The organism is Sporosarcina cyprini, from assembly GCF_022048975.1.
Classification (GTDB): domain Bacteria; phylum Bacillota; class Bacilli; order Bacillales_A; family Planococcaceae; genus Sporosarcina; species Sporosarcina cyprini.
This window is the reverse complement of the sequence record NZ_JAKMHX010000006.1, coordinates 26,416-46,268: the sequence shown is the minus strand read 5'-3', so window position 1 is coordinate 46,268 and position 19,853 is coordinate 26,416. Positions and strand designations below refer to the sequence as shown.

The following is a 19,853-nucleotide window of genomic DNA, read 5'->3' as shown; positions in this document are numbered from 1 at the left end:
TAAAGCCTGCAGCGAAAAATGTTCCAAATCAAAAGGAGTGCTGCTCTGCAGTATAGTATCAGCAGGAATTTGCTGATTTTCTTTTTGAAACGAGAACACGCTAGGGCGCAATTGATAGGAGGGAAACCGATGACCTTATTTTCTAAAACGGCAACAGAGCTTCAACAGCTATTACATAATCGTGAAGTCTCCGTCAAAGAAATCACCGAGGACGCATTCAGCCGGATTGCGGCTGTCGAAGGGGATGTACAAGCATTTTTGACGGTTACGGAACAGGAAGCGAAGGCGCAGGCGGACCAATTGGACAACGTCCCGCTGGAGCAACGCGGTCCGTTATTTGGATTGCCGATCGGCATTAAAGATAACATCGTTACAAAAGGCACGAAAACAACTTGTGCGAGTAAAATGTTAGAAGACTTCGTGCCAGTTTATGATGCACACGTAGTAGAACGAGTAAAAGAGGCTGGAATGGTTACCCTGGGCAAATTGAACATGGATGAATTTGCTATGGGTTCCACGACGGAACACTCCGCTTTCCAAGTGACTCATAATCCTTGGAATCTGAACTATGTTCCGGGCGGTTCTTCCGGCGGCTCTGCTGCAGCTGTTGCATCAGGAGAAGCACTATTTTCTCTAGGTACTGACACAGGCGGCTCTGTTCGCCAGCCAGCTGCATTTTGTGGCGTAGTCGGCATGAAACCGACATATGGACGTGTATCCCGTTATGGACTTGTCGCATTTGCTTCCTCTTTGGATCAAATCGGCCCATTGACACGCAACGTAGAAGACAATGCTATGCTCCTTAACGTCATTGCAGGAAATGATCACCGCGACTTCTCATCATCTTCAAAAGAAGTTCCAGATTACCGCAAGGCGTTAACAGGCGATATCAAAGGCTTAAAAGTGGCCGTTCCAAGAGAATTTTTAGGGGAAGGTGTGGACGAAGCGGTCAAAGCGTCTGTCCGTGACGCCTTGAAAGTCCTTGAATCCCTTGGAGCAGTGATAGAAGAAGTTGATTTGCCGCATGCCAAATACGGAGCGCCGACTTATTATGTCATCGCTTGCGGCGAGGCTTCATCCAACTTGGCAAGATTCGACGGAATCCGTTACGGCTACCGTCCTGAAAATGTGAAAAATCTCGAAGAACTTTATTTCCGTTCCCGTTCTGAAGGGTTTGGCCCAGAAGTAAAGAAACGAATTCTATATGGAACATATGCTTTAAGTGCAAACCAATACGAAGACGTATATGTAAAGGCACAAAAAGTCCGTTCTTTGATTTCGCAAGATTTCGCGGAATTATTCCAGAAATATGATGTCATCGTCGGCCCGACAAGTGCTACAACAGCATATGAGATTGGAAAAACGTTGCTTGATCCGTTAACCCTCTATGCGAATGACATCTTAACTGTACCGGTTAACCTGGCAGGCGTACCAGCCATCTCAGTACCATGCGGCGCTGCTGAAGGTTTGCCGATCGGATTGCAATTTATCGGAAACCACTTCGAAGAAGGATTGCTTTACAAAGTGGCGCATGCCTTTGAGCAAGCGTCCGATTTCAAGGCGGGCACTCCGTTAGTTGGGGAGGGACAAAACCGATGAACTTTGAAACAATTGTCGGACTTGAAGTCCACGTAGAATTGAAAACTGATACAAAAATCTTCTCGCCGGCTCCCGCTCATTTTGGTGCAGACCCGAACATGAACATTCATGTGACCGATTTAGCATATCCAGGCACATTGCCTACTATGAATAAGCGGGCAATCGACTATGGAATGAAAGCATCCATGGCATTGAACTGTGAGATTGCACCGGTCATGAACTTTGACCGGAAACATTATTTCTATCCGGACAATCCGAAAGCGTTCCAAATCTCCCAAGATAAGCGCCCAGTCGGATCAAATGGCTGGATTGAAATCGAAGTGGAAGGCAAGAAGAAGAAAATTCGCATCGAACGTGTCCATCTTGAAGAAGATGCAGGCAAACTGACGCATGCGGAAGGCGGATATTCTCTTGTCGATTTGAACAGACAAGGCACGCCTCTAATCGAAATCGTAACGGAAGCAGATATCCGCTCTCCAGAAGAAGCGTATGCATTCCTAGAAAAATTAAAAGCCATCATTCAATACACTGGCGTATCGGATGTGCGGATGGAAGAAGGATCACTTCGCTGTGACGCCAATATTTCAATCCGTCCATTTGGCCAAAAAGAGTTCGGTACGAAAACCGAGTTGAAAAACTTGAACTCATTCAACTTTGTCCGCAGAGGAATTGCGAATGAAGTAGAGCGCCAAGAGAAGATTTTGCTGTCAGGCGGCAAGATTGTTCAAGAAACTCGCCGGTATGACGAAGCGACTGGCCAAACCGTATTAATGCGTGTGAAAGGCAGTGCGAACGACTACCGTTTCATCAATGAACCAGACTTGTCGGAAATCCACATCGACCAAGAATGGATGGACCGTGTCCGCGCAGAGATTCCAGAATTGCCGGATGCTCGTAAGGCAAGATATGTACAAGAACTCGACTTGCCAGAGTATGATGCACACGTGTTGACATTGACGAAGGAAATGTCTGATTTCTTCGATGCGACAGTAAAAGCAGGAGCTGATGCGAAGCTCGCTTCCAACTGGCTCATGGGTGAAGTATCCGCTTATCTGAATGCGGAACAGAAAGAATTGCACGAAACGGCTTTGACGCCGGAAGGGCTTGCGAGCATGATCAAATTGATCACGGACGGAACGATCTCTTCTAAAATTGCGAAGAAAGTATTTAAAGAATTGATCGAGAACGGCGGCGACGCAGCAGAAATCGTTAAAGCAAAAGGGCTTGTCCAAATTTCAGATGAAGGTACGCTTCGTACTGTCATTACCGAAATCCTGGATGCCAACGAACAATCCATTGAGGATTACAAGAATGGTAAGGACCGGGCAGTCGGATTCCTTGTCGGCCAAGTGATGAAGGCGACAAAAGGCCAGGCAAATCCACCGCTTGTTAACAAGCTGCTTCTTGAAGAAATCAATAAACGCTAAGAGCGATGTTATGGACGTCCTATGGTTGGCTTCACCGAGTCAAGACATAGGGCGTTTTCTGAACGTGTTGTTTGCCTCGCGGCGTTTCTATACGTAAACTGGGGTAAAGGAGTGTGGAGAGAATGAAAACGGAAAAACAATATTTTGACGAAGCAATCTCCCTCGCCGACTATACGGCTAAAATGGAGAAGCATAAAGAGAACACAGAACGGGTATATGAAAAATTCGAAGTACCGCAAGATGATGGTTTCATCGAATTGCTGAAGGAAAAAAGACCTGAAATTCTTGTCATTACTGAAGACTGGTGCGGGGATGCCATGATGAACAATGCCATTTTGCGCAGGATCGCGGAAGCGGCTGATTTGGATGTGCGAACCGTATATCGGGATGAAGACACGGATTTGATTGACAGGCATTTGACGAACGGCGGCCGGTCCATACCGATTTACTTGCTACTTGATGCCAATGGGGAAGTGGCTGCGAAATGGGGACCTCGGGCAGCTTCTATCCAGCAGGATGTGTTGGAGCGCCGCAAGCAATTGCCTCCAAAGGAACATCCGGAATTTGAGGAGAAGCAGAGAGCATTCATTGAGACGTTAATGGCAGAATACACATCGAAACCGGAACTTTGGTTGACGGTTTATGAAGATATGCGAAAAACATTCATGCCTGTCTTGCAGGAAAAGGCATAAGTCGGAAACCCGGATGGTCCGGATACGTCTTATGAATGATGGACTATTATCATAATTGTTGAATTGAGAGGTAACGAGGATGAAGCGTGCACGAATTATTTACAATCCGACAGCGGGCAGAGAAGTGTTTCGCAAGCATCTGGCTGAAGTATTAGAAAGACTCGAACAGGCAGGCTATGAAACGTCCGCCCATGCGACGACTTGCGAAGGGGATGCGACAGAAGCCGCCAAGCATGCCGTGGAGAGGGGATTCGACCTGATCATCGCGTCAGGCGGAGACGGTACGTTGAATGAGGTTGTGGCCGGTGTCTCCTCCTACGAGAAACGTCCCAAAATCGGTTTGATTCCGACTGGTACAACGAATGACTTTGCGAGGGCACTCCGTATCCCTCGGGATATCGATGCCGCGCTTGATATTATTATCGAAGGAAAGTCAATTCCAGTCGACGTCGGCTTGATGAACGGCAATCGTTATTTCATTAATATTGCCGGAGGCGGCCGATTGACCGAATTGACATATGAAGTGCCAAGCCGTCTGAAGACGATGCTAGGCCAGCTTGCCTATTATTTAAAAGGGATTGAAATGCTGCCCTCCATCCACTCCAGCCCTGTTCGCATCGAATATGACGGAGAAGTGTTTGATGAAGAGGCTATGCTTTTCCTTGTCGGGTTAACCAATTCGGTTGGCGGTTTTGAAAAACTGGCACCGCAATCGAGTATCAACGATGGCAAATTCACATTGCTTATTTTGAAAAAATGCAATATCGCCGAATTCATTCGGGTTGTTTCATTGGCGCTTCGCGGAGAGCATTTGGATGATCCTCTTGTCATTTCAACGAGCGCTGAGCGTATCAAAGTGACATCGGATGAGGAAGTATTGCTGAATCTCGACGGCGAATACGGCGGCACATTGCCTGCTACATTTGAGAACTTGTACCGTCATATTGAAATGTTCGCGCCGTATGATGAACTGCGCGAACAGGACCGGGCATAATTTGCGGATTTTTGAAGTATGCCTGACCACTTATAGATGAACTGAAAAACCTGCACATCCTCTAAAGGGATTTGCAGGTTTTTTAGCTCGTTTTTAGGGAATAGAATTGGAATAAGTTCATGAGTCCATAAAATCAAGTGCTTCGTCCTGCCGTCCTGCCAAATCCGGGAGTTGGCTCATCGGCACCCATCGGCAACAAAAGGTCAATCCATTGTCCTTGCCGTCGCTATAGACATGATTTTCCCACGCGTCCTCGCTATTGCCCGTGTAGGACAAATGAAAAATATTGCGTTCATACACAACATCTTCCTGGTTTTTAGGGTAATGGTTCTTTTTGTGCAGCTTACCGACCAATTCTAAACGATCTCGGGGGATCCCAGTCTCTTCCTCCACTTCTCGGTACAGTGCATCGATCAGCAATTCATCTTCCTCTATAGTTCCTCCAGGCACTTGGATGCCGGCTTCGGGATGATCCTTCTGCTCGAACACAAGGAGTTTTAGGTCGTCTTGTGTCCCTTTCGTAATATACGCTAATACTTTTCGTTTCACTTCCATTGTGCTCACCTCACAAACTCGTTAATTAATTCATTCTACATAAGATTCCAAAGATTCGCAAGTGTGCTGTTTAAATTGGTTTTTGTCAATGTCATGCATTTGTCCCTGTTCTGTACCCGATTGGACGAAGATTATTCACAGATAGCTCATAAATGAAAGTTATTCTTCCTATAAATGAGGGAAGGATAAGAAGGAATGACTTCAACAAGAAAGAGTGGATATCGAATGAATAATGAATGGGGAAAGTGGTTGATATCTTATGTATAAAAATCATGAAAAGTGGCTGATATGGCTAGCGTTCATCGTAGCAGGCATTATGTTTATTTCAATTCTTGGACGAATTTTCGGATGAGGGGGCAGGGCAAATGATAAATGAAGAAGCGGTCTTCTATTCGCGCGTCTTAACAGAGTTGACGCTGAGCTTTCACATTTTGTATGCCACAATTGGTGTCGGTGTGCCCATCATGATCATGATTGCTCAATGGGTCGGCATTAAGAAAAATGACGAGCACTACATATTACTGGCCAGACGTTGGGCACGCGGTTTCGTTATTACGGTGGCGGTCGGAGTTGTGACAGGTACGGCTATCGGACTCCAATTATCGTTATTGTGGCCGAATTTCATGGAGCTCGCCGGTAATGTAATTGCATTGCCATTATTTATGGAAACCTTTGCATTCTTTTTTGAAGCAATTTTCCTTGGGATTTATTTGTACACATGGGATCGATTCGAGAATCAGAAGAAACACTTGCTGCTGCTCGTTCCAGTAGCCATCGGAGCTTCTTTTTCTGCCGTATTCATTACCATCGTCAATGCCTTCATGAATGCACCGCAAGGCTTTGATATAGTCAATGGGCAGCTCGTTAATATTAATCCGATTATCGCCATGTTCAACCCGGCGATGCCGACCAAAGTGGCGCATGTCGTCATTACGGCATATATGACAGCGGCATTCGTTCTTGCTGCAATAGCCGCGTTCAGATTGCTGAAGGGCTCCGACCATATGTATCACAAAAAAGCGCTCTACTTAACAATGAAGCTCGGCTTGGTATTTTCCATCGCCACCGCAATCATCGGTGATTTTTCGGGTAAATATTTGGCGGAGTATCAGCCGGAGAAGCTCGCCGCAGCTGAATGGCATTTTGAAACAAAAGAGAACGCCGAGCTGGTGTTGTTAGGCATTCTGAAAAATGATGAAGTGAAATATGCAATTAAAGTGCCATTTGGCCTTTCATTGCTTGCCCATAATGATCCAACAGCAGAAGTAATAGGTCTGGATCAATTCCCTGTGGATGAACGCCCACCTTTGTATATTCATTTTCTTTTCAACTTCATGGTATTGATTGGTATGTGGATGGCGTTTCTTGCGGCCTGGTTCTGGTTCGGCATTCGAAGAGGCTGGAAATCTGTCCAATCCAGGTGGTTCCGCTGGCTTATCGTTTTAGGCGGTCCCTTATCATTCCTTGCCATTGAATTCGGATGGTGGCTTGCGGAAGTCGGACGGCAGCCGTGGATTTTGCGCCGAATTATGCGCGTCGAGGAAGCAGCAACGACAAGCAATCACGTAGATCTGATGCTCGTTTTATTCTGTGCCCTATACTTGGTACTCGGTACCGGCAGTGTGGTCGTTCTGAGAAGAATGTTCCGCAAAAATCCGGTGGAACGTGAACTGGAAGATCGTCATGCGGAAAGGGGAAGTGATGTACGATGAATTTAGAGATTCTTGGTATATCGGTTCTTTGGACATTTTTGTTCGGCTACATTATGGTAGGTGCCATTGATTTCGGAGCAGGCTTCTTTAATGCTTACAGCTTGCTGACGGGAAAACAGCGGATTTTGACAAACGTCATCCAGCGTTACCTGTCCCCGGTATGGGAAGTGACCAACGTCTTTCTCGTCTTCTTCTTCGTCGGGATCATTGGTTTCTTTCCGAAAACAGCCTTTTATTACGGAACGACCTTGCTAATTCCGGTCAGCTTTGGAATCATCCTGCTGGCCGTGCGCGGTTCGTACTATGCATTCGAAACATACGGAGCCAGGGGGCATAAAGGGTATTCATTCATGTACGGCTTGGCCGGACTACTCATACCCGCTTCCTTATCCATCGTACTGACGATCTCCGAAGGCGGTTTTATCGAAATGATTGATGGCCGTCCAGTCTTGGATTATTGGCTACTATTCACAAGCCCGCTGACCTGGTCGATTGTCGTACTGAGTCTGTCCGCAACACTTTACATTTCTGCGGTGTTCCTTACATGGTATGCCAATAAAGCAGGCGACATCGAGGCAACCGGCCTGCTCCGGAAATATGCGCTCATTTGGTCGCTCCCAACGATAATTACGGCTGGCGGCATCATTTTCGAATTACGCAAGCACAACCCGGATCATTACGAGAACATCCAAACGTTCTGGCCGATGTTTCTCATCTCGTTCATCTTATTCATCGGGACCGTCTACCTGCTCGCCGCACGAAAACAATACGGTTGGGCATTCGGCCTGCTCGGCGGCCAATTCGCCTTCGCCTTTTTCGGCTACGGCGCGTCCCATTATCCATACTTGCTCTACCCGTACTTAACACTGTACGACAGCTTCACCAACCCGGCCATGGCGACCGCCCTCGTCATCGCGTTCATCCTTGGCCTATGTCTGCTCATACCGTCGCTCATCCTGATCATGCGGCTGTTCCTATTTAACAAAGAATACGTCCGCGGAAAGAGCGACCATCACGCATAAGGAGATGATGAAACATGCCAATAACATTTACGGAATTCTATATTTTCATTGCCCCCTTCCTCGTGCTCATCGCCGCCCTCGTCATCGGGTTCTTCATCGCCCCGAAAGACGAAGCGATTATCAACGCCGCAGGACGAAAGGCAAAGCGTAAGTCGAAGAAGTGAACGGGTTTGATGGTGGCGGATCGGTGGATTGGTGTCTGGCTTGCATGCGGGTTAAGCGGCTTGGATGCCGGTTAATTTAGCTGAACGCCAGAAAGCCGGGCTGAACGCCAGTAACTTGGTTTCAACGTTAGAATATCTGGTTGAACGCCAGAAACCTGGTTTGAACGCCAGAATATCTGGTTGAACGCCAGAAAGCCTGGTTGAACGCCAGAAAGCCTGGTTGAACGCCAGAATAACTGGTTGAACGCCAGAAACCTGGTTTGAACGCCAGAAACCCTGGCTGAACGCCAGAAACCCGGTTTGAACGCCAGAATATCTGGTTGAACGCCAGAAACCTGGTTTGAACGCCAGAAACCCAGGGTGAACGCCAGAAAGCCGGTTTGAACGCCAGAAAGCCTGGCTGAACGCCAGAAACCCGGGTTGAACGCCAATAACCCGAGTTGAACGCCAATAACCCGAGTTGAACGCCAATAACCCGGGCTGAACGCCAATAACTCGGGGGGAACGCCAATAACTTGGTTTGAACGCCAATAACTCGGGGTGAACGCCAATAACTCCGTGTTGAACGCCAATAACTTGGTTTGAACGCCAATAATGCGAGCTGAACGCCAATAACTCAGTCATGTTAAGGCGAGGCGCCAAATAAAAGAAAAATTCGCCAAAATAACATGTGGGTGTGCCAAATTCAGCTGCTTACGCGCCAAATGAGCGGAAAAAACGCCAAATAACAGCGTTGGCACGCCAAATAAGTAGGCAAGTGCGCCAAAATGAAGCAGGAAATGCAGTAATCACAATTCAGGAATTGGACGCGCAACCATTGAAGCGAGCTTCAATGCTAAAATCAAAACGTTAAAAGGGACAATTCTCCATTCCACAAGATGAGAGATGTCCCTTTTCTTTATGAGAAAATGTTCAGAAACTGCTTACCGTCAGTAAAACATGCTACACTGTGTACATACGAAATGTGGAGGAAGAACGACATGTCTTTTATAGTAAATCAAAATGATCGCCTCACCGTGTCTGTAGAGGATTTGACACATGACGGGTCAGGCGTTGCGAAAGTGGAAGGATATCCGTTATTCATTCCAGGTGCGCTGCCTGGTGAGGAAGTGGAAATCAAAGTCGGAAAAACATTGAAAAATTACGGTTTTGCTGAACTGCTTGAAGTGAAACGGCAAGCGCCGAGCCGGGTAGAAGCCCCATGCCATGTGTTCTGGGAATGCGGAGGCTGCCAATTGCAGCATCTCTCCTATGAAGCACAGCTTCAGCAAAAACAAAAGCAAGTACGCGATGTCATCGACCGGATCGCGAAGCTGCCTCATGTCCCTGTCCATCCTGTCAAAGGAATGCAAGACCCTTGGCGCTATCGCAATAAATCGCAGATTCCCTTCAGCGAACGGAACGGTCACGTTGTATCGGGTTTCTTTAAGACGCGTACACATCATATCGTCGACACAGATGTCTGCATTATTCAGAGCGAGGAAGCGGATGAGCTGATGTCCACGCTGAAGCATGAAGTGCATGCGCTTGGCCTGGACGCCTATGATGAGAAGGCGCATCGTGGTATGCTGCGGCATTTGATTGTCCGGAAAGGGCGGGCGACAGGCGAGATCATGGTCGTTCTCGTGACATTGAAAAAGAAGTTTCCGCAAAAGCAGGCCGTTGTGGATTTAATCAAGCGAGTCGTACCTGAAGTGACATCCATCATGCAGAACGTCAATTCGGACAAAACGAACGTCATATTCGGAAATGAAACAATAAATCTGTATGGCAAGTCAGTCATTATCGATAAAATTGGGGACGTCCAGTTTGAAATTTCCGCTCGCTCCTTTTATCAAGTGAACCCTGTGCAAACGGAAGTCCTGTATGGACAAGCGCTGGCATACGCCCACCTTTCCGGTGATGAAACCGTGATTGACGCTTATTGTGGAATAGGAACGATATCGTTGTTCCTTGCCCAGCAGGCGAAGGAAGTATACGGCGTTGAAATCGTTCCGCAGGCAATTGAAGATGCCAAGCGGAATGCTGAATTAAATGGGATAGCGAATGCTCACTTCGAGGCCGGAGCAGCAGAAGACGTAATCCCAAGATGGTATGCTGAAGGAAAACGGTTCGATGTGCTTGTGGTGGATCCGCCGCGCAAAGGCTGCGATGAAAAGCTGCTGCAAACAATTTTGAAATACAAACCAGAGCGGATCGTCTATGTTTCCTGCAACCCGGGCACGCTGGCACGCGATCTGCGAATTTTGGAGGATGGCGGCTACCAGACACAGGAAGTGCAGCCGGTGGATATGTTCCCTCAGAGCAGTCATGTGGAGTGTGTGACTTGGTTGAAATTAACATTCTTGTAACCACACAATAAAGTCACACCCTTTAAAATAAAGTCCAAATGCGCCGCCACACCATTTTAAACAAAGTCGGCGCCAATCGAGGTCTCTCCCTGGCTCTTGATCCCCGTCATTTCATTTTTTTGGTAAATAGTGGGAAATTCAAGGCTTTATTCGAAACTGAAAAAAACGTGAGCAAAAAGCGTGAAAAAGCGCGCAAAACTTGAAGAAAACGCGGGGGGAAATGAGGGTTCTTGCCTAGCAATAAACTCCGGCATTTTAATATAAACTCTCAATACCTAGTCCCGATCGTTTAAAACAAAGCTTGTTATTCAAAAACCTTTAAACCCTTTTCACTACTTTTAAACCCTGAAAAACATAAACAAAAAGCGTGAGAAAGCAGTAAAAAGTGGTCAAAGCGTAACAAAAAATGTGAGTGAGGGAAAGTTGAAAGACTTATTTTAAAAGGCAATGGTGGAACCCGGGTTTGGATGGGGTGAATGTGCAGGAGATTAGATTAATTGGAAAGCACTGCTTTTTCATACAGCAGTATATGAAGTATAGATAGAATCTTGTATGTATCTGTATTATTATTATTCCTTTCAAGAAGGGATAAGTCGATCCTTCTTGAAAGGAAAGAATGAAAAATCTACAAATAAGCAATTTTTTTAATCGGTAATATCCGAACTTAGCAATTCTGCTTTTTGTAGCCCTTGTAATAATTCAAAAGGCTTGTATTTATTTATGTCATTTTCATTAATAAAATGTTGAACCGATCGATATATACCGTTATTCGTAGTTGGTTCAATTATAAATTCATATTTTTTATCCTCTTTTTCCAAGATTTCAATTACTTTTAAATCAAACATTGCAACCAAATTATATAAAATAATATTTTCTCCTAATAACTTTATTTCCTCATTATTAATAAATTGTAAGGCTAATCCTTTCGAATTCATTATTTCTTCTTTATCAATATCAACTACTTCTGTCGCCATGCTATCAATTTTAATATACTCTTTATAAGGCTCTTCTTTGATGAACGATTTATACAATTTTTCAATCCATAAAACATCATTTTGTGAAAGATTATCATTAGGCTTAAAATCTTTTTTAAGTTTTTCGCCAATTAAATCTACCTTCTCCCACAGTTTTATTGCTTCCTTAATAGATGCCAAATCTTCATTTTTGTTGGGAACTGCATTTAGTTCTGCCCCATTAAAACTGATTTTGCCTTGAATAAAACCATTATAAATTTTGTATGCTTCAACGGCATCTTTAGGATTATCGGCATTGTCAATATTCAATTTAAGAGTTAAATTCAAACTGTGATTCTTTTCATCTATTACATACGAAAGTTTTAAAGGCCCTATATCAATGGATTTAAAATGACTTTTTTCCATATGTGCATAAGGTTGCCTTTTTATTTGAAAATTCTTTCTTGTGAAATCCTTATCTTCTAACTCGATAAATACTTGAAAGGGTTCGGGGAATGGATAAGGTTTTATCACCAAGTTAAAATCATCATTTGATACTTTAATTTCAGATAACGGAAAATTTATTAGTTGCTCAGGGGTAAAACTGTGTCCGTTTATTTCTATTGAATTAGTTGGTACTGATAATTCTTGTTGGGTTCGATAAAGATATTCCATTAATTCTTCTGTAGATTCCGGTTTAAAATCATAGGGGTACTTAAGATTAACCTTCATTTGCATTCGTTCAGATGTAGTTATTATTCCGATCGCTTCTTTATCAACTTGGGTGTATTTAAACCCTACAGGCAAATTATCGCTAAGAGCATCAATAACTGCATCTGGAATCTTAGTGTTACTTTCATCTACTTTAAAAGCCTTTTTGAAATTCGAGAACATTCCTTTTACCAATCCTCTCTTATATTATTAAATACCATAATCTTTGATATTAATATACCTTTACTCATTCCATTAATCTCCAACTCTTGAGAAATAAATCTAATCAAATTATCTCTATCGTTTTCGTCTTTAACAATTAAGTATTTAATAAATTCATAGTCAAATTTTAACCAGAACTGACTACGTTTTCTTAAGCCTTCGGAATAAGTTGAGCTTGCTTTAGGATTTAGGTGGTTCTGGGGAATAACAAGAGGCAAATCGTCTTGTTTACTCATATCGGGAACGTATCTCCACTCCATTTCGTCGTGAAAGTTTCGTATAATATACCTTTTATCACGGTATAAATACATTTCACCATTTAATGGTTTTGTAAATAATAAATCGGTTAATAAATAATTATTATATTCTTCAAGTTGATTTGTTTCTTCGTAAATTCTATCAAGGGACTTGGAAAATACATATAAAAAGTCAGATTTTAACTTGGAATTTTTATTTATATATCTAATAGGCTGGAGCCCTTGATCTATACCCCATTTTTTATCTAATCCGATTCCATAAAATCCATAAAACTCTACGTGTGGTATTAATTTTTGAAGGTTAATATCACAAAAACATGTCATTGGAAATGATATTTTCTTTAATTCCTCAATTTCTAAATGCTCAATAGTTTCTTCATAATAACGTGGAATAATAGCTTGGTTTTTAATAATCATCTTAAGATAATCAAGTTGTCTCATAAAATTAAATAATACATTCGCACTTTGCTGAGATTTAATATAAGGGTCTCTATCCTGCAAAGGTGAACCAATCTCTATGATTGTTTTATTTTCACTATTCATTGTTTCTATCTCCTTTAAAAGTCCGAAAAGTAGATCAATAACAATATTACCACAAAAGGCGGATAATGCTGGTGATACATTTTTGTAGGCTACCGTCTATTCATCAAATAAATTAGAACTAACTTATAAGGGAATTTGGGTGCTTTAGATTAACATTATCTAATCTAACGAAGGAAATTTAGGAAGTAAGAATCCGATATAGCTTAGAATCTCGTGAAGATTGAAGATTGAAGATTGAAGATTGAAGATTATGATAGAATTATATTTAATAAAAAATTCTTGGTAGGGAATGTTGAAAGATATCAAGTAAGTGGCATGGCCTAAACTTTATTAGATTCACCCTACAGTGTAAGATTAAGTTGAATCGAGGTGAGAGAATTGAGTTTTCAATTAAAAAAATCCGTTATTAAGGACTTTAGAAATACGATTAGCGGTAATAATTTTTTTGTTTTAAATAGATATAGGAATCATGAAGGGAAGAATAAATGGAATATTATTTGTTCAGCTATGGATTGGATTGAAGTTGCAGTCGAAGGAATGCCAGCAATTGACCTTAAACATTCCAATGCTAATGTTCTTTCCTTAAATTTCATGCAACTTGTTTGTGCAATGGATTTGGTAAAGGAAGCAATTGATCAATTATTTCGGGTGTTCTCAGTGACATATCCTTATACGAATGATTCTTCGGTGTTTAATAATGAAGTCAGCGATGATTCATACTTTAAACATGTTCGGGCTGTTTTTGGTACTCATCCTGTAAATCTGAAGGGAGTTTCCAAAGGGGATAATGGAAAGTATTATGCAAGTTGGTCTTCTGCAAATATTAGAGATGATTTCTCGGTCGTAATGTATTCTAACTCATTGGAGAAAAAAAGTTATATATTTTCGGTGAAAATTGAGAACTTATTCCGCTATATTACGCTAAGATATGACTTACTTAATCAACTAAACGATTTTGTGGAAAAAGAACACGAGGAACACATTAAATCTTTGAAAGTAAAAGTAATACCGAAAAATGTGAAAATGCAGGAGCAAGTTGAGATTCTCTTAAAAGAAAATGAAAAAAGGTATGGGGGTAGTGATGCTTATTCTTATGAGTTATCTATTATTAAACGATTGTTACAAATCTCATATGATAAGTTACCTATTAAAAAAGAAGCAACTGAATATTTAAAGAAGCTGAGTCTGGTGCTGGATGAAATTCAAAACAATCTACAGGAAATGGAGTTAAAGGATTTATCCACATATGCCATTGTACATCCCGAAAATAATACAGAATTCCAATATGAGTATAGTAAAGTTTTTGACTATATACACAATGACGATAATGACTTTATAGCTTATTCAAAAGCAGAGATCTCAATCAAGATGCTTATGGACGCAAACGAACTACCTAATTATGCATTGAATTTATCAAAAGATGAATTGCTTTTAGTGATTAATACGCTTAGCTTTAATAGAAACGAATCTATTCAATTATTTGAACGATAATCCCGAAGTTGAAAATATAAATAAAAAATTAGTTTGTAGAAGGTGAAAAAATGGCGAGAAAAGTAATTTTGAGCAGAAAAGGGTTTGATAAAACGACAGGTGGAAAAGCAAGCCCTATTATGAAGGATAATCTTGTTTCATTACCGATTCCGAGAGCGGATTCAGGAGATTTTTATAAAAACCTTAATATCTCCTCGACTGAAAGCTACTTAAAGGTAATGAAAGAACTGGGGATAAAGCTTTTCTCGGAAGCTCATTTAGATCCTGATCTACAACGTTCCATTTTAAAGGATCGTCCTGCTGAATGGCGTGGGTTATTTGGACAGAGTGGTACTTCGCAGGTACGTTTAAAAAAGAATAGCGTCGGCAAAGGAGACATATTTCTATTCTTTGGATGGTTTAGAAATACACAAAATAATAATGGGCAATGGGAATATATTCGAAAGGCATTGAATATCCATGCAATTTTCGGTTACTTAGAGGTTGATGAGGTATTTGATATAAAGGCAGGAGATGAGGTTCCTTCGTGGTCTGAATATCATCCTCATATTAGAGATAAAAAAGAGTATGGAAAGCAACAGAACAGCGTGTATATGGCAACTAAATCATTTACAGCAGATAAAGGAAAGCCTGGTTGGGGTTGTTTCAATTTTAATGAACGACTAATACTTACAAAATCTAAGTCGAAAATCAGAACTCTGTGGGAGCTTCCTACTTGTTTTCAAGGGGAACAAGACAATTTCGTACATGCGATTGAAACATGGAATGAGCTTCCGAATGGACGTGTAGAAATGAAAACAAAGGGCATGGGAGATCTATCAGTAGCAATCCCGACGTAGTTAAATGGGCAGAGGATTTAATTAAGTCATGTTCTATTTATAACTGATTAGTTGAAAGGATAAGATTATCATTTAAACTAATTCACCCTAAATCCACTATAATAGCAACTTTCGACAATGTAGAAAGTTTAAAGGAGGTTGAGCTTATGGCATCTATATCCCAAAAAGAACTTTATGAAATGCTCTGATCTATTGGAACTTCAAAAACAGCAAAAGAACTAAATGTCCATACAATAAGCTGAAAAATGCCTGTATGTCCAATAATATTCCACTGCCCACGCCATCGTATTGGGGTCGATTGCACATGGGTAAGGAAAAACCTACACAATTATTACTTCCCAATCCAAATAATAACCCAGAAATTATTATTGAAGAAGTAAGAGTGAAAACTGCACCACCACAAAAAATGTTATCCCCCCAAATAGAGCAAAGTCCTAAAATAAATGACAATAACGATGTTCCTTCTACAAAGAATGAAATAGCGAAACAACAGGTGTACTTCTCGTATCTCGATGCCGAACAATCGCAACTTATTCAGATTTTTAATTCATCAATAAAACCTTGTCTACAAACCCGCACAAAGAGATAGTTAAATATCGTCAAAAGAAAAAAGATGGTTTTTCGTATTATCATAGGGAAGAAAAATTACAAATTAATCCTTCTTCTGGTGTAATTATTCCAGATGCTTTACCTTTTATTGATAGCTTATTTAAGGCTCTTGAAAAGGCAGGAGCAAAAATAAACATCACGCATGATGAAACACAGGTTATGTATAAAAGTTACATCTTTTACCTGAAATTCAAGTTGCCGTCGAAGAAAGTGAAGCTGTCGCCTGACGATAAAGAGTATTCAACCTTTAATACTATTAAATATGTGTCAACTGGAAAAATAAATGTAGAAGTAGGCTATCACCTTGAATGGTTGAAGTGGAGTAAAAATGAAAAGCTAATTCAGCAAACTAAAACGGATTCTTTTGATTCCCTGTTAAAGAAAGTATTTCTTTATATTTTTTCACTTCCTCAAAAGCTTGACGAGAAAGTGAAGGCTCATGAAATTGAAGAAGAGAAAAAAAGACAAGAGGAAGAACAAAAAGCAATAATAAAAGAGCGAAACAATCAGGAGTATAGACGTACAGAGGAATTACTAAGAAAGTCAATTCATCACTTCTACTCGCAATTAGTAGAAAACTATATTGTATCTGAAGTGGACGAGACCATGGATGAATATGATTGGGTTAAGAATAAAGCAAATTGGATTAGGGATTCTGACAAATAGCCAGACAACTTATTGACAGCAAATGATAAAGAAAAGCTTATTGGCTCTCAAATTACCAAGGGGTTCTAATTGAGGAATAATTTGAACATAGTTATTTGGAATTGTATGCGTTTTATCCTTTTGATTACTAAAAAATAGCCTTTGAGCAATTATGAATATAAGGGGAGTAAGGGATATGAAACAGTTAGATGACGTGGTGCTTAGTTATTTAAGTCTGCCAAAGACTAACTACGCTATTCAAATAAATGGGCCGTGGGGAATCGGTAAAACACACTACATTACACATACACTGATAGATATCATTGAGGAGGTACACAATGATAATGATCATACTTCAAAGTTCAAAGTATGCTATGTTTCATTGAATGGCTTTTCGACGGTAGAACAGATTGGGGAAGCGGTGTTCTTTGAATTAGCAAATACCAAAAATAAATTTGTAGTTCAAGGTATCAAAATGGTAGGGAAATATGGATCAACAATGACAAGCTTTGTGGGTCCATTTAAAGAAATTAGTGATCAAATATTGAAGGGAATATCTGAGACAGCAGGTGATAGAGTCAAAATTAATGCCACAAACAATTTATTGAACTATGTTATTATTTTTGACGATTTGGAACGTATCAGTGATGTACTTTCAATTAAAGAAGTATTTGGGTATATAAATTCAAACTACTTGGAGAGCCAATATGCAAAAGTTATTTTTGTCTCCAATGATACGGAGATTCATGATAAAGCAACATATAATTTGACTAAAGAAAAAATTATCGGTAAAACCCTTACATTTAAAAATGTCTCATCTGGTATTATAGAAGAAATTTTCACCAGTGTGTATGAAGAGCAAGCAGACTTTATGGAGTTTTTTGTAAATAATAAAAGGAATATTTTGGAGGCAGTATATTTTGTACTACCCAAACTAAATTTAAGAACGATCAGATTTGTCTTCGATACATTCAACATTTTTTACAATCGAACAAAAAATATTATTGAAGATCCGACCGATTTTGAGAGAATAATACAAACGATTTTTCTGAATGTACTCATTGTTAGTGCGGAATATAAGGAAGGGAATATTCTTTCAGTAGATCAAATGACATTTGCCCATGATGAAAATATCTATTTCTCAAAAATGTTTAATAAAAATGATGAGTCATCCTTCGAAAACCAATTTATTGACCGTTATTATGGAAAGACCAATTTTATAAATGAACACCTGCATTTCTTTGAAGGGATAACGCAATTTGTTTTAGAAGGCTTTACCGACATGGAGGAATACAGAAAACAGATTTTGAACTATCTCAGTAAACGTAAAAATTCTTTTAGTTCTGGTAATGATTTGCAACCTATTCAAATCCTTCATGATTTTAGATCATTTAGCGAGGCAAGGGTAAAAGAAGCACAACAAAATATATTGCAGAAAATAGAGAATGGAGAATTCCTTGCAAGTGAGTATTTAGGGGTATATAGTTTATTTTCGTACTTTGAAGAAATAGACCTTATATTGGTTGAAGTAGACAAGGACAGTGTTTTTGAAAAAGGCTTTGAAATAGCTTTAGAAAAATGGATACCTAATAATTATGAGCATCCGCATTGGAGAGAAAGAGAAAAGGAAGAAAACTATTATTATGAAATGAAGAAGGCCTTAATTGAAAAAACATCGAATTTCAAGGCTGAAAAGGTAAAGGAGGATATAACCAAATGGATAAAAGAAGTAATAGAGGGGGATGTGAATCCTGAAACCTACAAAAAGATTGAGTTTGAAAATAATCTTTTTGAAATTTTTATTGAACTAAATGTTGTAGAGGAATATGTGTTTAACAGTAAAGTTTTTGTGAATTACCTAACAGGATTCTTACACCACAAGTATCTGAAAATATCAAATGCAAAAGACTTTCACTCGCAAGAGATACCTTATATTGAAAAGTTTATCGAACAAATAGAACATTTTTCACAAATGGGTGATGGTGATATTGATAAAATATTTATTTTCAATATTTCGGAGCTAACAGAGCAAGTGAAAAAGGTAAAGGAGCATGTTTCATCCTAATACTTTCCCTTGAGCCTTGTCTCTTCTATGTAGCTCAGCAATAAACTCCAGCACTTTACAATAATCTCGCAACATCTTTGTCCAGCCGTTTAAAACAAAGTCCTGTACCCAAAATCCCTGAAACCCTTGTCACTACGCTGTTCCTTGATCCTTATTTCTACTCTACTTCTTTTTAAACCGAGAAAAACGTGAACAAAAAGCGTGAGAAAAGCAGTGAAAAGTGGTCAAAACGTGACCAAAAATGTGTGAAAATGAGGGAAAGATGAAAGACTTTATTTTAAACGGTAACGAAGGAATGCGGGTTTGGGTGGGGTGAAGGTGCAGGAGTATTTTTTAAATGGACAAAAATAATCCTCATAGCAGTTTCTAAATCTATAAAGAAAATGAACATTTTTCTTCCCTCGGACTATTAGTTCGGGGGGATTTTTTAATCCCGGCAACCAATCACAAAGACGCAAGAGTTTTTACAGCGAAACAACTAATAATTTCGATATGGTACAATAGACTGGAAATAGAAGTACAGTGAGAGAAGAAGTCTTACACAATAAGGAGGATTCGAATATGAGCTTGGTGTTGGAAATTGCACGTATTTTACTTCCTGTTGTACTGTCAGGTGGGATTGCACTGTTTGTAGTTATAAGAATGAAACATAAATATAAGAAGGGCACTCTTGGAAAGAAAAAATCAAAAGGTGCTCAATATTTACTGGATAGTCTCATACCACTTGGCATGATGATTGGTTGTAATGTTGCGATACTGGTTGGCATATATACCTCAATCTCTTTAACGACTGCCATCGGTTTTGGGCCTGGAATTGGTTTATTACTTGGATATGTTGCATACGAAGTTTATAGCAAGACTGCGGAAGCTTCCCCGTAATTGTTTCGCAATGGGGCCAAAATAATTAACCAGGTTTTTAATAGAAGTGTTTTCCGTTGGATCCACAAAAGTCAGCCTACAAACCGATGAGATGTACAACCATTTTCGGAGAAAAACCAACTG

Annotated in this window: 18 protein-coding genes; 14 read left to right on the top strand and 4 right to left on the bottom strand. The window is 40.5% G+C overall.

The features are described 5' to 3' along the window. Window positions 1-129: 129 nt before the first annotated feature. From gatA to L7D49_RS00460, 4 genes are all read left to right on the top strand, one after another. Complete coding sequence (gene gatA, locus L7D49_RS00475) at window positions 130-1,599, top strand: Asp-tRNA(Asn)/Glu-tRNA(Gln) amidotransferase subunit GatA (protein WP_238078810.1); 1,470 nt, start codon at window positions 130-132, stop codon at window positions 1,597-1,599. Continuing rightward, window positions 1,596-3,026 carry an Asp-tRNA(Asn)/Glu-tRNA(Gln) amidotransferase subunit GatB gene (gene gatB, locus L7D49_RS00470; protein ID WP_238078809.1) on the top strand — a complete coding sequence of 477 codons (1,431 nt, stop codon included), beginning with the start codon at window positions 1,596-1,598 and terminating at the stop codon, window positions 3,024-3,026. Before gatA ends, gatB begins: the two co-directional genes overlap by 4 nt. A 122-nt stretch (window positions 3,027-3,148) precedes the next feature. Next, entirely contained in the window at window positions 3,149-3,718 is a 570-nt protein-coding gene (locus tag L7D49_RS00465; protein ID WP_238078808.1) for a thioredoxin family protein, read from the top strand. Window positions 3,719-3,797: 79 nt separating this feature from the next. Next, window positions 3,798-4,712, top strand: a complete 915-nt coding sequence (locus tag L7D49_RS00460; RefSeq protein WP_238078807.1) for a diacylglycerol kinase — start codon at window positions 3,798-3,800, stop codon at window positions 4,710-4,712. Window positions 4,713-4,829: 117 nt separating this feature from the next. Here the strand turns inward: L7D49_RS00460 and L7D49_RS00455 are convergent, their stop codons facing one another. Beyond that, window positions 4,830-5,267: an NUDIX hydrolase gene (locus L7D49_RS00455; RefSeq protein ID WP_238078806.1), complete on the bottom strand. Its 438-nt coding sequence runs from the start codon at window positions 5,265-5,267 to the stop codon at window positions 4,830-4,832. Window positions 5,268-5,632: 365 nt separating this feature from the next. Here L7D49_RS00455 and L7D49_RS00450 point away from each other — a divergent pair, with 365 nt between their 5' ends. The 3 genes from L7D49_RS00450 to cydS are packed head-to-tail and all read left to right on the top strand — an operon-like array spanning window position 5,633 to window position 8,165. Beyond that, window positions 5,633-6,979 (top strand): cytochrome ubiquinol oxidase subunit I, encoded by a 1,347-nt coding sequence (locus L7D49_RS00450; protein ID WP_238078805.1) that lies wholly within the window; start codon window positions 5,633-5,635, stop codon window positions 6,977-6,979. After that, on the top strand, window positions 6,976-8,001 hold the full coding sequence (locus L7D49_RS00445) for a cytochrome d ubiquinol oxidase subunit II (protein WP_238078804.1): 1,026 nt from the start codon (window positions 6,976-6,978) through the stop codon (window positions 7,999-8,001). The genes L7D49_RS00450 and L7D49_RS00445 overlap by 4 nt, the downstream gene beginning before the upstream one ends. Before the next feature lie 14 nt (window positions 8,002-8,015). Next, window positions 8,016-8,165: a cytochrome bd oxidase small subunit CydS family protein gene (gene cydS, locus L7D49_RS00440; protein ID WP_238078803.1), complete on the top strand. Its 150-nt coding sequence runs from the start codon at window positions 8,016-8,018 to the stop codon at window positions 8,163-8,165. A gap of 51 nt (window positions 8,166-8,216) precedes the next feature. On the opposite strand, the gene L7D49_RS00435 is transcribed toward cydS, so the two are convergent. Continuing rightward, window positions 8,217-8,789, bottom strand: coding sequence for a hypothetical protein (locus L7D49_RS00435; RefSeq protein WP_238078802.1), 573 nt, complete (start codon window positions 8,787-8,789; stop codon window positions 8,217-8,219). 356 nt (window positions 8,790-9,145) lie between these two features. On the opposite strand from L7D49_RS00435, the gene rlmD reads away from it, so the two are divergent. Then, a complete protein-coding gene (gene rlmD, locus L7D49_RS00430; RefSeq protein ID WP_238078801.1) occupies window positions 9,146-10,516 on the top strand; it encodes a 23S rRNA (uracil(1939)-C(5))-methyltransferase RlmD in 1,371 nt (456 codons plus the stop codon). A gap of 644 nt (window positions 10,517-11,160) precedes the next feature. Here rlmD and L7D49_RS00425 read toward each other — a convergent pair. Together L7D49_RS00425 and L7D49_RS00420 are read right to left on the bottom strand one after the other, a co-directional pair. Beyond that, a complete protein-coding gene (locus L7D49_RS00425; protein ID WP_238078800.1) occupies window positions 11,161-12,375 on the bottom strand; it encodes an abortive infection system toxin AbiGii family protein in 1,215 nt (404 codons plus the stop codon). Continuing rightward, window positions 12,369-13,202: an abortive infection system antitoxin AbiGi family protein gene (locus tag L7D49_RS00420; RefSeq protein WP_238078799.1), complete on the bottom strand. Its 834-nt coding sequence runs from the start codon at window positions 13,200-13,202 to the stop codon at window positions 12,369-12,371. Before L7D49_RS00420 ends, L7D49_RS00425 begins: the two co-directional genes overlap by 7 nt. Window positions 13,203-13,580: 378 nt before the next feature. Here L7D49_RS00420 and L7D49_RS00415 point away from each other — a divergent pair, with 378 nt between their 5' ends. The 6 genes from L7D49_RS00415 to L7D49_RS00390 all read left to right on the top strand — a co-directional run bounded on the left by L7D49_RS00415 (window position 13,581) and on the right by L7D49_RS00390 (window position 19,730). Beyond that, complete coding sequence (locus L7D49_RS00415; protein WP_238078798.1) at window positions 13,581-14,693, top strand: hypothetical protein; 1,113 nt, start codon at window positions 13,581-13,583, stop codon at window positions 14,691-14,693. A gap of 50 nt (window positions 14,694-14,743) precedes the next feature. Then, window positions 14,744-15,532, top strand: a complete 789-nt coding sequence (locus tag L7D49_RS00410) for an Nmad3 family putative nucleotide modification protein (protein WP_238078797.1) — start codon at window positions 14,744-14,746, stop codon at window positions 15,530-15,532. 304 nt (window positions 15,533-15,836) lie between these two features. Next, the gene (locus L7D49_RS00405) at window positions 15,837-16,121 is read left to right on the top strand and encodes a hypothetical protein (RefSeq protein WP_238078796.1); all 285 of its coding nucleotides are present in this window, start codon (window positions 15,837-15,839) and stop codon (window positions 16,119-16,121) included. Continuing rightward, entirely contained in the window at window positions 16,094-16,807 is a 714-nt protein-coding gene (locus tag L7D49_RS00400) for a hypothetical protein (protein WP_238078795.1), read from the top strand. The genes L7D49_RS00405 and L7D49_RS00400 overlap by 28 nt, the downstream gene beginning before the upstream one ends. 175 nt (window positions 16,808-16,982) lie before the next feature. Then, window positions 16,983-18,851 carry a P-loop NTPase fold protein gene (locus tag L7D49_RS00395; RefSeq protein WP_238078794.1) on the top strand — a complete coding sequence of 623 codons (1,869 nt, stop codon included), beginning with the start codon at window positions 16,983-16,985 and terminating at the stop codon, window positions 18,849-18,851. Between the two features lie 561 nt (window positions 18,852-19,412). Further along, the gene (locus tag L7D49_RS00390; RefSeq protein WP_238078793.1) at window positions 19,413-19,730 is read left to right on the top strand and encodes a hypothetical protein; all 318 of its coding nucleotides are present in this window, start codon (window positions 19,413-19,415) and stop codon (window positions 19,728-19,730) included. The last annotated feature ends 123 nt before the right edge of the window (window positions 19,731-19,853 follow it).